This is a genomic window from Chiayiivirga flava (assembly GCF_014202825.1).
Taxonomy (GTDB): Bacteria; Pseudomonadota; Gammaproteobacteria; order Xanthomonadales; family Xanthomonadaceae; genus Chiayiivirga; species Chiayiivirga flava.
The window spans coordinates 177,474-194,271 of record NZ_JACHHP010000004.1 but is presented as its reverse complement, the minus strand read 5'-3'; the positions used below and the strand labels follow the sequence as shown (position 1 = coordinate 194,271).

Below are 16,798 nucleotides of genomic sequence, written 5' to 3'. Positions count from 1 at the left end.
GCGACGGTCGCCCCAGCAGAGGACAACGGGTTCCAGTGACAGGGTCGAGTTTCGCCATCGATGTGCCCGACAGCCTGCTGCGCCGCGCGCGCGGCGGCGAGGCGGCGGCGTTCGAACAGGTGTATCGCCGGTTCGAGCGGCCGGTCTACACGCTCGGGCTGCGTCTGCTCGGCGATCCGGAGGAGGCCATGGACATGCTGCAGGATGCAATGCTGAAGGTGTGCCGACGCATCGGCGAGTTCCGCGGCGAATCCCCGTTCTGGGGCTGGCTGCGGCAGATCGCGCTGAATGAGGCGCTCATGCGGCTGCGCCGTCGCGCGCCGCTGGATTTCGTTGCCGAGGTGCCCGAACCGCAGCACGACGACGACGCCGCGCTGCCGTCCCGCGCCGCCGACGGCGCCGCGCTCGAACGCGCCCTCGCGCAGTTGCCCGACGTGACGCGCAGCGTGCTGTGGCTGTACCACGCCGAAGGCTTCACCCACGAGGAGATCGCGGCGCAGATGGGACGCACGGTGAGTTTTTCAAAATCGCAGCTGATGCGCGGCATTCGACGCCTGCGCGTGCTGCTCGATGTCGATGTCGAGGTGATGGCCCATGTCTGACCGTCCCGAGTCCGGGCGCGGCCCGCTGCCCGCACAGGCCCTGCGCGCCCTGCCGCTGGCCACGCCGCCGCGCTCGGCGTGGCCGGCGATCGCCGCGCAGCTGCCCGCCGCCGCGCGTGCGGCGCCGCGCCCGCGCATGATGCGATGGGCCGCGCTGGCCGCGGCGCTGGCCGTGCTGTGCGCGCTGCCGCTGTGGCGCGACGGCACACCCACGGACCCCGTGCGCCCGACCACGCCCGTTTTGACCGAGGCCGGAACCGGGCCCATCTCCGATCCGCTCGACGCGCTGCTGCGCGAATCGGCACAACTGGAGGCATGGCTGGCGTGGAGCGGCAACCTCGCGAGCGAGTCGGGCGCAAGCGTGTCGGTGGAACTGGACGTTCGCGACCGCATCGCGACGATCGACGCACTGCTTGGGCGCCCCGACCTCGACCCCGCCGCGCAGCTGCCGCTGCTGCAGGAGCGCCTGGTGCGCCTGCGTCAGCTTGCCGGCCTGCACAACACGCGCCAGTTGCTCGCTGCCAACGGCGACGAGGCGATGGCCGCGCCGGTGGCCGTGTTCTGACGCGTCCCGCCGTTCCTTCCCATCGCATCCGCCGCCGCACGCGGCACGTCGCCATCCGGAGATCGACCATGTTGCACACCCGCCTCGCCATCGCCCTGTTCGCCGCGGTCGCTGCGGCGCCCGCGTTCGCGCAGACCGCACCCGCCGCGCCGTCCGCACCCGCCGCGCCCTCGGCACCGGCCGCTCGGGTCGCGCACGACGATCGCGCCGCGGTGCAGGCCGCGCTCGAACGTCGCGCCGCGGCGCTTGCACAGGCGCGCAGCGCTGCATCGCGGTCGCCGGAGGCGCGCGCCGCGGCTGCCGCGGCGGCGACACCCGAAGCGCGCGTCGCCGCGCAGGCCGCGCTGGCCGAACTCGATGCGGCGCGGCAGGAATTGCGCATCGCGTCGGCACGCGTGGCCGAACTGCACTCGGTGGCGGCGCGCGAACAGATCGAGACCGCCCTGCGACGCCCGGTGTTCGCGCGCCCGGCGCTGGGCATCGTGATGGGCCGGGACGAGGACAGCGGCGTGAAGCTGCTCGCCGTCACGCCCGACAGCCCGGCAGCGAAGGCCGGCCTGCGTGCCGGCGATCGCCTGCTGCGCATCGACGGCGAGGCCATCGCCGCCGACGGCGCCGACGCGCGCCTCGCCGCCGCGCAGGATCGGCTCGCCGACCTCGACGAAGGCGACACCGTGCGCCTGGAATGGCAGCGCGACGGCAAGCGCCAGGAGAGCGAACTCGTGGCGAAAACGCTGTCGGGCATCACCGTCTGGAACGGGGCGCAGCTCGAACGCCTGGCCGACATCGAACTGCCGCTGGACATGGACATGGCACTCGGTCGGCTCGCGCCGCTCGCAGGCTGCGGCGACGACGGCCGCCACTGCGAATTTTCCGCGTTTACCGAAGCCTGGCGCTGGCACGGACTGCAGCTGGCGCAGGTGGGTCCGGAACTCGGGCGTTACTTCGGCACCGATCGCGGCGTGCTGGTGCTCGCGGCGCCGGACGAATCGATGGCCGCGCTCCGACCCGGCGACGTGATCCAGCAGGTCGACGGCGAACGCGTCGACACCCCGCAGGAAGCGATGCGCGCGCTGCGCGGCAAGGAGCCCGGCACGGCGGTCGGCATCACCCTGCTGCGCGACCGCAAGGCGCAGCGCGCCAGCGTCGACGCACCGAAGAGGATGCGCTTCGCGTTTCCGGCGCCGCCGGCGCCTCCCGCGCCGCCTGCGCCGCCCACGCACGCAGCGCCCCCGGCCCCGACATCACCGAGCGCCCCGCCCTCCCCGCCACCGCCGCCTCCGCTGAGTGGCGAAGACCGCGGACGCGGCGTATTGCAGCAAGTGCTGCGCTGACATCGCGTCGCTTTGCGCTGCAGAAAAATGCGCGACAGCCTGACCCGTCTCATCGCATGCGAGCAGGGATCGGGCGACTTCGGGAGCAGCGGAATGAGACCTTCGATGCTCTTGCCCCGGGACAACGCTGGGATACGTTCGCAACGGTGACACGACGATTGGATACTTGCGTTGCCACCTTGCAGTTTGTTGCCGGCGTCAATGAGGGCGCGGCCTGCGCGGCGTAATTGACGCCACACGGGACCGGGCCCGGGGTTTATTCGAATCCGTCCGAGAGCACGGGTTCGGGCACGGGCTGCAGCGCCGCGTCGTAGCGCTGCACCGAGGTACGAATGCCATCGATCTCGGTCAGCACGATCAACTGGCCGCTGCGCGACACGAAAATGCGCTGGCCAAGATCGTCCAGCCACACGCGTTCGACTTCACTGCTGAAATCCGGGTGCGAAAGCACGCGCTCGTCGGCAAGCGTGAGCAGTTCGGCACCCCGCCACGTTGCATCGACGACGCCCGATGGCAGCGTGCCAACGCGTTCGAAGCCTGACGTCGCATAGACATCGCCGTTGCCGGTGACCATGGCGTCACCGCCGGGCGACACGCGCAACGGCGCCTGAACGCCGCCGACATAGTCACCGCCGTGCGCCTCGAAGCTACCGTCCTCGGCGATGGCGTGCCACGCGATGTACGCGGGATTGCTCACCCGCTCCAGGTAGTACAGCCTGCCCGACGATGCGCTCCACGCCGGCGCGTGCAGCGCGTCGCCGCTGTCGACACGCTCGATTGCCCGCCCGGCTGCGTCGATGCTGATGAACTGGGAGTAGTAGCCGTCGGGGTGCACGGCGCACACCACGAGGTACTCACCGGCCACGGCGATGCCGCAGCCTGATTCGGCGGTTTCGAACGGGAACGCGCCTTCCACTGGCGCGTCTGCCGCGAGACTGACCACCCCTACAGATCCATTCGCGTACTGCAGGTAGACGGCTGCGTTGCGTGGCGAGTACGCCATCGACGATGGCGCACCCTGCAGGCCGATGGACGCATCCCAGCGCTGGTGCGGCGTGGACCAGACGAAGAGCGTCTCGTGCTGGCGCGAGAGCAGGAACAGGCGCCCATCCTCGGCAAGCACCGCGTCGTCGGCACGCACGTCCACTGTCAGGGGCGCGACGCCGACGTTGCCAAGGCCTTCGAGTTCGACCTCCACCACGTTCGACCAGGCCGACGACTGCGCGCCGTTGCGCGCCCGCACGCGATAGCGGAAGGTGCCGACGTCGTCGATCGCGCGATCCATGTGGCCCAGTTCGTTCGCTCCGGCGACCCCCACCTGCGACCACGCGCCGCCGCCGCGCTGGCGCTCGACCACGTACCCGTTCTCGCCCGACACGTCGGACCATGCCAGCGCGACGGCCGTGAGGGATGCGCGATCCAGGCGCAGCACCGGCGGCTGCAGCACCGCGGGCGCCACGATGCCGAAGGCGGCATCCAGCACGCTGAAGCTGGGCATGCCGTCGACTGAGGTGATGAGCACGGCCCGGTTGCCGCGCACGAACATGTCCTCGTACGCGCCTTCGACGACCAGGCTGCGCTCCACGGCGTAGTACGGCGACCACTTCTGTATCGTGGTCGGAGACGCATACTCCGGCTCCCAGCCGCTGCCGACATACTCCGGCTCGCGCACGGTGAACAGCACGCCCTGCGCATTCCAGTGGGCGCGCACGATGTCGTTCGACAGCGCGTCGATGGTCTCGAACGTGGCACTCGAATAGATCAGCCCGTTGCCATCGACGAGCAACTGGCCGTTGTGCGACAGGGCAATGAATTCGCCGTTGAAGTAATAGTTGTTGTCTTCCGGCGCGCCAAGGACACCGTTGCCCAGATAGCTGCGGCGCGATCCACCGACGTAGAGCAGGTTCCGCGCATCGTCGTAGAAATGGTAGCGGTCGTAGCAGCACCCGAGCGGCGTCAGCAGCAGCGCGCCGGACGGACCGTACAGCCACTGGTCCTCCCAGCTGCCGTTGTTCAACGCAAGCAGGTCGTTGTCCATCGCGATCAACGTGTCGACGGACTGCGGCGTGACCACGTGCGGCACGGCCGTCGACCCTGCGTTCGCGAGATCGACGCGGTAGATGGTGCGACTGGCGGCACCGACGTACAGGCGATCGAGCGCCGGCGCGTACTCGATGATGCTGGCCGCTTCGGGCAATGCGATGGAGCCGAGGTAGGTCTGCGTGGTCATGTCCCAGCGGAACACGCTGTGGTGTGCCTTGCTCAGCAGATAGATCACGCCATCGCCGTCGATGGCAGCGTCGTCGACCGAATAGGCCAGGCCCAGCGGCGATATCGGCTGGCCCGGTTCGTTGGGCGTGAGGGCCGCCAACGGCACGATCTCGACGCCGACCTTCGTCGCCTGCGACGCGTCCTCGTGAAACGCAAAGACGTTGGCGCCGCGCACCACGATGTCGCGCGCGGCGCGCTGCAGCGTATGCCGACCGGTTTCGAGCAGGGTGTTCGAATAGGCGACGAGCATGTCGTCGTCCAACCCGATGGGAATGTCGCTGCCGTGGAACGCAAGATCGTCGAGCGACCGCGCCAGCGAGTTGGCGTAGGTCAGGTCGTTCGCGTGGTAGACCGTGCCGGAGTCGTCCACCACGCGGTCGCCGTCGGGGAAGGTCCAGGTCTTCGATGCGCCGGGGTAATCACCGTGATACGGGCTCGCGCCACCGGCGACGAAATTACCGGTGTTGTCGTACTCCACGTAGGTGATGTCGGAGGGACTGACCCCCTGCGAACGGCCGAACAGCCGGTTTGCGCTCGTGGAAATGGACGCGCCGTGGAGGCTGTCGATGTAGTTCTCGATCTCGTCGATGCGCTGCAGCGTGCCGATGTTCACCGACATCACGCGCGCGTAGTAATCCGACGTGGCATTGACGAACAGCAGCGCGCCGTCCACATGCAGGCTGATGATGTCGCTGGCGGTGTTCTGTACGTGCGTGAGCCCGCCGCCGGTGAGCGTCATCCGTTCGACCTTGCGCCCGGACGCGACGAAAAGATGGCTGCCTGTGACAACGAACGCACTCGGAATCTCGGCCAGCGGGATCGGCGCCAGCCACTGCCGCGTGGCGAGGTCGTACCGCATGATCTGCGCCGGCGACTTGCGCAGCAGGTAGGCGATGTCGCCCTGGGTCTGCAGGTCGTACCACACCGGGATCGGCTGGCTTTGCGCCTGCCCGGGGCCGGATGCTGCCGTCGCCGCGAAGGCGAGCAGCAGCATGGAAAGGACACGGCGCACGGGTGCGCACGCGCGCGCAGCCGCGTGGAACATGGATGTGATGCCTTGCATGGACGATCCCCGATCGTATCGGGCGCGGCCGTTGCGGCACCCCCCTGTCCTGCAAGTATATCGGCACGGGCCGGTGGCGCCTGCCCCCGCGCGGGGGGCAGGCGCATGTGGGAAATGTCGCTCAGGCTCCGCGACGCACGCGCAGGCACGCGAGCAGCATCACCGAAAGCGCCAGCAACAGCATCGCCCAGCGCCCGTCGACCGGGATGTTGAGCGGTTGCGGGACCGGCGTCGGGCCGGGCGTGCCGCCGCCCTGCACGAGGGTGCTGGCCGACGACGAGGTGTCGCCCGGGGTCGGGTCCGGCGTGTCGCTCGACACCGAGGCGATGTTCACGACGGTCGACGGGCCGGTGTAGTCGTCCGGCACCAGGAACGTGGCGAGCACGGTGCGGGCGTCGCCGACGGCGAGGGTGCCGAGCGCACACGGGAACGCCGTCGCGCAGTCGCCGCCGTTGCCGACGAAGACCAGACCCGCCGGGGTCGGATCGACCAGCACCACGTTGTCCGCCGCGTCGGGGCCGAGGTTGGTGACGACGATCGAGAACACGATCTGCTCGCCGGCGTCCGCGTTCGCCGGGCCGGTCTTGAGCACCGCGAGGTCGGCCGAGGTCGCGCCCTGCGGTACGGTGATCGTGACCACGGCGGTGTCGCACACCGGCGTCGGCGTCGAGGTGTCGCAAACGCGGTAGGTGTACATGGTCACGCCGAAGAAGTCCGCGTCCGGCGTGAACGTGATGCTGCCGTCCGGATTGACCACGGTGCTGCCGTCCGGCGACGGCACCGTCACCGTCACCGAGGCCGGATCGAGCGGCTGGCTGGCGCTGTCGTTGGCGAGCACGTCGGTGGTGACCGGCGTGTCCTGCGGCGTGGTGTCGCTGTCGTCCGCCGCGGCAATCGCGCCTTCGCCCACCTCGATCGTGACGACGGCGGTGTCGCAGACCGGCACCGGGATCGTGGTGTCGCACACCTCGTAGGTGTAGGTGGTTTCGCCCGAGAAACCGTCGTTCGGCGTGAAGGTGATGCTGCCGTCGGGATTGACGACGAGGTTGCCGTCCGGCGACGGCACCACGATGGTGACCGATCCCGGATCGAGCGGCGGGCCCGAGCCGGTGTCGTTGCCGATGACCGGCACGGTGACCGGCGTGTCCTGCGGCGTGGTGCCGGTGTCGTCGTTGGCGATCACGGTGCTGCCGCCGACCACGATGGTGACGAGCGCGGTGTCGCACTGCGGCGTCGGCGTGGAGAGGTCGCACACCACGTAGCTGTACGTGGTGGTGCCCGCGAATCCGGGATTCGGCGTGAAGGTGATGCTGCCGTCCGGATTGACCACGGCCGTGCCGTCGGCCGACTGCGCCACGATGGCGACCGAGCCCGGATCGAGCGCCGGACCGGTGCTGGTGTCGTTGCCGAGCACACCGAGCGTGATCGGGGTGTCCTGCGGCGTCGCGCCGCTGTCGTCGACCGCCGTCACGGTGCTGGTTCCGACGGTGATCGTGACCACCGCCTCGTCGCACACCGGCACCGGCGCAGACGTGTCGCACACCAGGTACGAGAACGTGGTAACGCCGGAGAAACCGGGAGTGGGCGTGAAGGTGATGCTGCCGTCCGGGTTGACCACGGTGCTGCCGTCCGGCGACGGCACGGTGACCACCACCGAGCCCGGATCGAGCGGCAAATCCGTGCTGCTGTCGTTGCCGAGCACGGGCACGGTGACCGGCGTGTTCTGCGGGGTTTCGTCGTTGTCGTTGAGTGCGGCGACGACGTTCGGCGGAATCGTGATCGTGACGAGCGCGGTGTCGCACACCGGCGTCGGCGTGGACACGTCGCAGACCTGGTACACGTAGGTCGTGGTGCCGGAGAAGCCCGGATTCGGGGTGAACGTGATGCTGCCGTCGGGGTTCGCCACGGCAGTGCCGTCGGGCGACGGCGTGACGATGCTGACCGAGCCCGGATCGAGCGACGCACCGGAGCTCGAATCGTTGCCGAGCACCGGCGTCGTCACCGGCGTGTTCTGCGTGCTGCTGTCGAAGTCGTTGTTGGCGACCACGGTGCTGGCGCCGACGGTGATCGTGACCACGGCGATGTCGCACAGCGGGGTCGGCGTCGAGGTGTCGCAGACCTGGTAGCTGTACGTGGTGACGCCGGAGAAGTTCGGCGCCGGCGTGAACGTGATCGTGCCGTCCGGGTTGACCACGGTGGTGCCGTCGGGCGACGGCGTGGTGACGACCACGGACCCAGGATCGAGCGGCGCACCGGTGACGGTGTCGTTGCTCAGCACCGACGTGGTGACCGGGGTGTTCTGCGGCGTGTTGTCGGCATCGTTCAACGCGTCGATGTCGTTCGGCGCCACGGTGATCGTCACCACGGCGGTGTCGCACACGGGCGTCGGCGTCGACAGGTCGCAGACCTCGTAGCTGTAGGTGGTGGTGCCGGAGAATCCGTCGTTCGGCGTGAACGTGATGCTGCCGTCCGGATTCACGACGGTGCTGCCGTCGGGCGACGGCACCGTGACGGTGACGCTCGAAGGATCGAGCGGCGCGCCGGTGGTGCTGTCGTTGCCGAGCACCACGGTGGTGACCGGCGTGTTCTGCGGCGTGCTGTCGGCGTCGTCGACGGCGACCACGAGGTTGTCGCCGACCGTGATCGTGACCACCGCGGTGTCGCACACCGGCGTCGGCACGGACGTGTCGCAAACCTGGTAGCTGTAGGTCGTGCTGCCGGAGAAGCCGTCGTCCGGGGTGAACGTGATGCTGCCGTCCGGATTGACGACCGTGCTGCCGTTCGGCGACGGCACGGTGACGACCACGGACGCGGGATCGAGCGGCGCGCCGGTGGTGGTGTCGTTGCCGAGCACGGGCGTGGTGACGGGCGTGTTCTGCGGCGTCGTGTCGCTGTCGTCGTTGGCGGCGACGAGGTTGTCGCCGATGCTCACCGTCACCACGGCGCTGTCGCACACCGGCGTCGGCGTGGACAGGTCGCAGACCTCGTACGTGTACGTGGTGGTGCCGCTGAAGCCCGGGTTCGGCGTGAAGGTGATCGTGCCGTCCGGGTTGACCACGGCGCTGCCGTCCGGCGACGGCACGGTGACCGCGACGCTGGCCGGATCGAGCGGCGCGCCGTTCGGCAGCACGGTGTCGTTGCCGAGCACGGGCGTGGTCACCGGCGTGTTCTGTTCGGTGACGGCGCCATCGTCCACGGCGGCGACCACGTTGGGCTCCACCGTGATCGTGACGAGCGCCGTGCTGCACACCGGCACCGGCGTCGACAAGTCGCACACCTGATAGCTGTAGCTCGTGGTGCCGCTGAAGTTCGATGCCGGCGTGAACGTGATGGTGCCGTCCGCGTTCGGCACCGCGCTGCCGTCCGGCGACGCGGCAACGACGGTGACCGAGGTCACGTCGAGCGGCGCGCCGGTGCTGCTGTCGTTGAGTAGCACGGTGGTGGTGACCGGCGTGTTCTGCGGCGTGGTGTCGCTGTCGTCCTGCAGGTCGAGCGTGTTGTCGCCGACAGTGATCGTGACCACGGCCTGGTCGCAGACCGGCGTCGGCACGGACACGTCGCACACCTGGTACGTGTAGGTGGTGGTGCCGGAGAAGTTGGTGTTCGGGGTGAATTCGACGCTGCCGTCCGGGTTCACCACGAGTGTGCCGTCCGGCGACGGCGTGACGATGCTCACGCTGCCCGGATCGAGCGCCGCGCCGTTCGGCAGCACGGTGTCGTTGTCGAGCACGGTGGTCGTCACCGGCGTGTTCTGCGGCGTGGTGTCGGCGTCATTGAGCGCCGACACCACGTTCGGCTCCACCGTCACCTGCACCACGGCCTGCACGCACACCGGATCCGGCACGGACGTGTCGCAGACCTGGTAGATGTAGGTGGCCACGCCCGAGAAATCCGGGTTCGGCGTGAAGGTGACCGTCCCGTCGGGATTCGGCACGGCGGTGCCGTCCGGCGACGGCGTGACGATGCTCACCGAACCCGGGTCGAGCGGCGCGCCGGTCGGATCGACGCTGTCGTTGCCGAGCACGGTGGTCGTCACCGGCGTGTTCTGCGGCGTGTTGTCGGTGTCGGGATTGGCGACCACGGTGTTCGGCTCGACCGTGATCGTCACCAGCGCGGTGGCGCAGACCGGCACCGGCGTCGAGAGGTCGCAGACTTCGTACGAGTACGTGGTGACGCCGCTGAACCCCGGGTCCGGCGTGAACGTGACGGTACCGTCCGGATGGGCGACGGCGTTGCCGTCCGCCGACTGCGCGACGATCGAGACCGAGCCCGGATCGAGCGGTGCGCCGGTGCTGCTGTCGTTGAGCAGCACGGTGGTCGTGACCGGCGTGTTCTGCGGCGTGGTGTCGCTGTCGTCCTGCGTGGCGATGGTGTTCGGGTCCACCGTGATCGTGACGATGGCCTCGTCGCACACCGGCGTCGGCGTGGAGAGATCGCAGACTTCGTAGGTGTACGTGGTGGTGCCGGAGAAATTGGTGGCCGGGGTGAATTCGATGCTGCCGTCCGGGTTCACCACGAGCGTGCCGTCCGGCGACGGCGTCACGATGCTGACACTGCCCGGATCGAGCGCTGCGCCGCCCGGCAGTACGCTGTCGTTGCCGAGCACGGTGGTGGTGACGGGCGTGTTCTGCGGCGTGGTGTCGCCGTCGTTGAGTGCGGAGACCACGTTCGGGTCCACGGTGATCGTGACCTGTGCCGCATCACACACCGGCGTCGGCGTGGACAGATCGCAGACCTGGTACGAATACGTGGTGGTGCCGGAGAAGTTCGGCGCAGGCGTGAACGTGATGCTGCCGTCCGGATTCACCGTGGCCGTGCCGTCGGCCGACGGCACGGTGATCGTAACGCTGCCCGGATCGAGCGCCGCACCGGTGGTGGTGTCGTTGCCGAGCACGGCGGTGGTGACCGGCGTGTTCTGCGGGGTGCTGTCGCTGTCGTCGACGGCCGCGACCAGATTGGCGCCGACCACGATTTCCACCGTCGCGGTGTCGCACACCGGCGTCGGGGTCGAGAGATCGCAGACCTCGTAGGTGTACGTGGTCGTGCCGCTGAAGCCCGGGTTCGGCGTGAAGGTGATCGAACCGTCCGGATTCGGCGTGGCGGTGCCGTCCGGCGACGGCGTGACGATGGCCACGCTGCCCGGGTCGAGCGGCGCGCCGCCCGGCGGCACGGTGTCGTTGCCGATCACGGGCGTGGTGACGGGCGTGTTCTGCGCAGTGCTGTCGCCGTCGTCGACGGCATCGACGGTGTTCGGCGCCACCGTGATCGTGACCGTCGCGGTATCGCACAGCGGCGTCGGCGTCGATGTGTCGCACACCTCGTAGCTGTACGTGGTGACGCCGGAGAAGTTCGGCGCCGGCACGAAGGTCACCGTGCCGTCCGGGTTCGGCGTGGCGGTGCCGTTCGGCGACGGCGTCACGATGCTGACGCTGGCAGGATCGAGCGGCGCGCCGGTGACGGTGTCGTTCTGCAGCACCACGGTGGTGACGGGCGTGTTCTGCGCGGTGCTGTCGCTGTCGTCGTTCGCGACGAGGGTGTTGCCGCCCACGGTGATGGTGACCGTGGCGATGTCGCACAGCAGCTGGTTCGGCGCCGGCAGGCAGACCTGGTAGGTGAATGTCACCGGGCCGCTGAAACCGGGCACCGGCGTGTAGGTGTAGCCGCCGTTCGGCCCGAGCACGAGACTGCCGCTCGTCGGCGGAGTGACGATGCTGTATGTCGAGCCCGGTGCTGCGGTGTCGTTGCCGGCGACCGTGGACACGAGCGGGGTGTTCTGCGGCGTGGATGCGGTGTCGTTCTGCGCATCGGGGCCGACCGCGATGGTCACGGTGGCCGGGTCGCAGAGGGTCTGGTTCGGTGCCGGCAGGCACACCTGGTAGGTGAACGTATCGATGCCGGAGAAACCCGGGTTCGGGAAATAGGTGTACGTGCCGTTGGCATTGAGCACCACCGAACCGCCGGCGGGCGCCGTCACCTGCGTGTACTGCGCGCCGGGTGGCGCGATGTCGTTGCCGGTGACGGTACCGGGCAGCGGGGTCTGGTAAGGCGTCTGCGCGTTGTCGTCGTTGGCCTGCGGTCCGACGGCCACGGTGACGGTGGCGGTGTCGCACACCGGTGTCGGCGTCGAGCTGTCGCACACGCTGTAGACGTATGTCGTGATCCCGGTAAAGCCGGCCGCCGGCGTGAACGTGATCGTGCCGTCCGGATTCGGCACCGCGGTGCCGTTGTTGCTGTTGACGATGGTCACCGAGGCCGGGTTCAGCGGCGGCGCCCCGCCGGCCAGGTCGTTGGCGAGGACCGTGGTGGTGACCGGCGTCTGGAACGGCGTCGTCGCGCTGTCGTCCACCGCCTGCGGCGCGGCACCGACCGGCGTGGTTTCGTTGTCGGCATTGTTGCCCGGCGACGGATCGGTGGTGCTGCTGGTCACGCTGGCGGTGTTCGACACCGGATTGGCACCGGCGTAACCCGCCGGCACGCCGAGCGTCAGCGTGATGGTCGGCGCCACGCCCGCGGCGAGCGTGGCGCGCGTGCACGTGACGGTGCCGGCGGCGAAGCCGCAGCTCCAGCCGGTGCCGGCGGCGCTGACGAAGGTGAGGCCCGCGGGAATCGTGTCGCTGACGCTGACCGCGCTGGCCGTGGACGGCCCGTTGTTGGTGACCGTCAGGGTGTAGGCGATGCTGCCGCCCGGCACCGCGGTGACGTTGCCGTCGGCCTTCACCAGCGCCAGATCCGCCGCCGCGATGGTGGTGTTGACGGTGGAACTGTTGTCGCCCGGCGTCGGGTCGACGATGCCCGGCGGCACCAGCACGGTGGCGGTATTGGCAATCGCCGTGCCCGTGCCGTTGACCGTGGCCTGCACGATCAGCGCGCAGCTCGCGCCGCTGGCGAGCGAGGCGATGCTGCCGGACAGCACCTGGCCGGCGAACGCGAAGCTGCCGGTGGCGCAGCCGGCGACGGTGCCGGTCGGCGTGGCCGAGACCAGGGACAGCCCGGTGTACTGCGACGGCAGCGTGTCGCTGATGGCGACATTGGCCGCGGTGGCGGGTCCGGCGTTGGTGACGGTGAGCTGGAACTGGATCGTCTGGCCGTTGTCGATCGTGATCGGCGTGCCGACGAAGGTGCCGCCGGTGCCGGCGCGCTGGGTCTTGACCATCTGCAGGTTGGCGTTGAGCAGCACGGTGTCGACCGCGCAGCCCAGGTACGGCTGTGCGGCGGATGCGCACTCGGCCGTGGTGGTGCCGGTGGGCGGTGTGCCGTTCTGCGGATCGCCGCCGCCGCCGGCCTGGGCGCGGTTGACCACGGGCGTCGCGGCCGACGCCGTGACCGTCGCGCTGAAGCTGATCGTGACGCTGGCGCCGGCCGCGAGCGACGCGCCCGAGGTGCAGGTGATGACCTGCCCGGCCACGGTGCAGGTGAAGCCGCCGGAGCTGAAGTTCGCCGGCGGCGTGACCCCGGCAGGGAGCACGTCGACCACCGTGATGGTACCGCTCGATGCGGTACCGCCGGTGTTGCTGACCACGAGATTGAACGTCACCGCACTGCCCGGATTCACCCCGCCGGCCGGATGCGACTTGGCGAGGCGGATCTGCGCGGCGTTCTGCGCCACGTCGATGTCGAGCGCGCAGCCGGCCGGGGTGTTGTCGGCGGTGCAGGCGTTGACGGCGGCATCGTCGGCCACCGCGCCCAGATCCGGATCCCCGCCGCCGGTGATGCGCGCCTTGTTGGTGTAGAGCGTGCCCGCGGTCACCGCGCTGGCGTTGGCGACGAGGCTGAACTGGCTGAAGCCGCCGGCCGGGATGCTCACCGGCGAGCTGCAGGTCACGGTGACGGTGTTGGCATCGCGCACGCAGGCCCAGGCCGCGGCGTTGGGGCCGCCGAGCGTGAGCGCCACCGGCCAGGTGAGGCCGGCCGGCAGCACGTCGCGCAACGCGATCGTGCCGGTGGACGCCGCGTTGCCGGTGTTGCGCACGATGAACTGGTACGTGGTCTGGCCGTTGACCGGGACGAAGTTCTGGCCGTCGTCCTTCTCCAGGCGCAGGTCCACGCGGCCGACCGGCGAAGTCAGCGATGCGCAACCCGACGCCACGTCCGAATACGCCGTCGCCGGCGGCACCGGCGCGGGGCAGGCGCCGACGGTGGTGGTGGTCGGCAGGCCCGGCTTGGTCGGATCGCCACCGCCGCCGACACCGGCGCGGTTGGTCAGCGCCGACGGCGCCGTGCCCGCGACCTGCACCGGGAACACCAGCGCCGCCGACGCACCGGCGGCAAGCACCGGCGTGCTGCGGTCGCACTGGAAAAAGGCCGGCGTGCCGGCCGTGTAGGTGCAGCTGAAACCGCCGGTGACGAAGGGCGAGGTGCCGGTGTAGGTGAGCCCCGTGGGCAGTACGTCGACCACGCGGATCGCACCGGCCGTCGGCGCGGCGCCGAGATTGGTGACGGTGACGGTGTAGCTGGCGTTGCCGCCGGCGATCATGTTCGCGCCGCCGGACTTGGTGATGCCCAGCAGCGGCGCGTTGATCGTGTCGGCATCGGTGGCGCAGCCGGCCGGCGTGTTGTCGCCGGTGCAGGCGCCGGCGCTGCCGGCCGTGGGGGTGGGCTTGCCCGGATCGCCGCCGCCGCCGACGCGCGCGCGGTTGACCGCGGCGGTGCCGTTGCTGCCGATCACGTTGGCGGCAAACGAGAAGCTGCTGCTGCCGGCCGCCGCGATGACGGTGGCGGACGTGCAGGTGACGACGTTGGTGGCCGCGGTGCAGGCCCAGTTGGCAGCCTGCGGCCCGGTCAGCGGCACCGCGCCGTTGGCGATGGACAGCCCGCCGGGCAACACGTCGACGATGGTGATGGTGCCGGCGCTCGCGGCGCTGCCCACGTTCGAGACCGTGAGGCTGTAGATCGAGGTGCCCGGCGACACCAGCGTGGTGCCGCCGTTGGACTTGGCCAGGCGCAGATCGGGCGCGCACAGCGCGCCGGGCACGACGCCGGGCGTGTCGGGCGTGACGAAGGCGCTGGTGCCGCCGTTGTAGCCGCTCGCCTCGTAGGTGTCGTTGGCGCCGTTGGTGGTGCGGCCGGGACGGCCGCCGTCGAGCGTGGCGTTGATCGCCATCGCCGCCGGCGAGAACGCGACGAAGCCGCCGCCGCCGCCGCCGCCCGGTCCGTGCCGGCAGGCCACCGCGCCGGTGCAGCCGGTGCCGGTCCAGTTGGCCCAGGCGTTGCCGCCGTCGCCGCCGGACGCGTTGATCGTGGCGGTGCCGCCTTCGATCGAGTAGATCACCACCGAACCGCCCGCGCCGCCGCCGCCGGCCGCGTCGTTGCCGACGTTGTAGGCGTGCGCGCCGCGCGCGTCGATGATGCCGGGGCCCGTCACGCTGCGTGCACGCAGGATCACCACGCCGCCGCCGGCCGCGCCGGACGAGCAGCGCGCGCCGGCCTGGTCGCCGTTGCCGGAGGTCGTGATCGGACAGGCCATGGCCTGGTTCTCGTGCACGCCCGGATCGACGGTGGCGTTGTTGCTGCCGCCCGAGCCGCCGCCGCCGCCGAGGAACACGCGGCTGAACGACAGCGTACCGGCATAGCCCGCGCCGCCGCGGCCGTTGGTGTCGTTCAGCGGCCGGTTGTACGGCCGTCCGCCGAGGCCGCCGGGCGCGTAGTTGCCGCCGCCGCCGCCGCCCGCGTTGTACTGGTTGTTGTTCGAGCCGCCGTCGGTGCCGCCGCCGCCCGCGTTGCCCGGCGCGCCGCGCGCGCGCGAGCCGTCCGGGTAGCCTTCCGCGCCGGTGTTGAGCCGCACCAGGTTGGTGCCGGCCGCGATCGGCGCATTCGTGTTCTGGAAGCCCCAGCTGTCCTTCACCGCGAGGAACCGCGGCGTGCCGGCGATGCCCTCGCCCTTGCCGCCGTGCGGGCGTACGGTGTCGGCGGACGACCGCCAGTCGGTGTCCGGACTGTTGGCCTCCGAGCCGAAGCCCGCACCGCCGCGGAAGCCCTTGCCCGCGACGAAGATCGCGCGGTTCGGATTGTTCTCGATCGTGGCGCCGACGCCGTCGCCGAGGGTCAGCGTGTCGCGCACGTCCATCGCCACCACGCCGCCGGTCTCGCCGGTGGCCCCGACGCCCAGCCCCCAGGCCGGCGCGGTCACGCCGCGCGCCGTGGTGCTGATGTACTGCGGCACCCGCACCACCTGGTAGCGGCGCTGGCCGAGCGTGGCGGTGGCGGGCGCCTGGGTGTAGGCATGGGTCAGCGCCGGCGAGAACGTGATCGCGTTCCCGACCACGGTGTCGACCCGCACGAATTCGTGCCGACCGGCGTTGCCGATTGTGGTGGTGCCCTGCCCGGTGCCGGTGCCGGCGCCGTAGTTGCTGTTGTTGGAGGCGTTGATCGCCCCGTCCTGCATCTGGATCACCAGCAGCAGGTCGCCGACCGCCACGCCCGTGGCCGAACCGCGCGTGTCGCGCGTGCCGAGCGTGAGGCCGGTGGCGCCGGCGGCGAGGTTGCCGTTGCCCTGGTAGTAAGTGTTGACGATGCCGGTCGCATCGCCCGAACCGCTGCTGCCCGGCAACGCGCACACGGCCTGCGCCTGTGCGGACAGCGGCAGCGCCAGCGAGGCCAGCAGCGCCAGGACCGCGACTGCTGTCGCGCGCCGGACACCGGAGACCGCCGCAAAAACGGCACGCAGGGAGACGGCGACGCGGAGGCGCCGATTCGGACTGAGCATGAGTTGGAACCCCCGGATCGCGTTTTTGGTGGGTGTCGCGTGCGATCGGGCGGCATTCTAAAGGCGTGAAAACGATTTCGTGATGACCGTCACACACGTTTGCACATGTGTGACGAAGCTCACGTTCTGCGCGGATCCCGCATCACGTCTGGGTTTCGCAGGCCGTGACCCGGCGCACGCTGCTCACCGCCAATTGAAAACAAATGTCACGGACGACAGGTTTTGTGCGGACCTTGCGTTTTGCCACGTACGTCCCCGTAC

General features: G+C 70.2%; 5 protein-coding genes. 3 read left to right on the top strand and 2 right to left on the bottom strand.

Translation table 11 applies throughout. The features are described 5' to 3' along the window. Positions 1–35: 35 nt before the first annotated feature. The 3 genes from HNQ52_RS11745 to HNQ52_RS11735 all read left to right on the top strand — a co-directional run bounded on the left by HNQ52_RS11745 (position 36) and on the right by HNQ52_RS11735 (position 2,501). Positions 36–602, top strand: a complete 567-nt coding sequence (locus HNQ52_RS11745; RefSeq protein ID WP_183961363.1) for a sigma-70 family RNA polymerase sigma factor — start codon at positions 36–38, stop codon at positions 600–602. Next, positions 595–1,167, top strand: coding sequence for a hypothetical protein (locus tag HNQ52_RS11740; protein WP_183961362.1), 573 nt, complete (start codon positions 595–597; stop codon positions 1,165–1,167). Before HNQ52_RS11745 ends, HNQ52_RS11740 begins: the two co-directional genes overlap by 8 nt. Positions 1,168–1,235: 68 nt before the next feature. Beyond that, positions 1,236–2,501, top strand: coding sequence for a PDZ domain-containing protein (locus tag HNQ52_RS11735; RefSeq protein ID WP_183961361.1), 1,266 nt, complete (start codon positions 1,236–1,238; stop codon positions 2,499–2,501). Between the two features lie 256 nt (positions 2,502–2,757). Here the strand turns inward: HNQ52_RS11735 and HNQ52_RS11730 are convergent, their stop codons facing one another. Further along, on the bottom strand, positions 2,758–5,766 hold the full coding sequence (locus tag HNQ52_RS11730; protein ID WP_183961360.1) for a fibronectin type III domain-containing protein: 3,009 nt from the start codon (positions 5,764–5,766) through the stop codon (positions 2,758–2,760). Between the two features lie 190 nt (positions 5,767–5,956). Next, positions 5,957–16,537, bottom strand: coding sequence for an Ig-like domain-containing protein (locus HNQ52_RS11725; RefSeq protein WP_183961359.1), 10,581 nt, complete (start codon positions 16,535–16,537; stop codon positions 5,957–5,959). Positions 16,538–16,798 lie beyond the last annotated feature (261 nt).

Coding starts and splice junctions, on each gene's coding strand:
- HNQ52_RS11740 (WP_183961362.1), top strand. CDS start 595: ATGTCTGACCGTCCCGAGTCCGGGCGCGGCCCGCTGCCCGCACAGGCC.
- HNQ52_RS11735 (WP_183961361.1), top strand. CDS start 1,236: ATGTTGCACACCCGCCTCGCCATCGCCCTGTTCGCCGCGGTCGCTGCG.
- HNQ52_RS11730 (WP_183961360.1), bottom strand. CDS start 5,766: ATGCTGCTGCTCGCCTTCGCGGCGACGGCAGCATCCGGCCCCGGGCAG.
- HNQ52_RS11725 (WP_183961359.1), bottom strand. CDS start 16,537: ATGCTCAGTCCGAATCGGCGCCTCCGCGTCGCCGTCTCCCTGCGTGCC.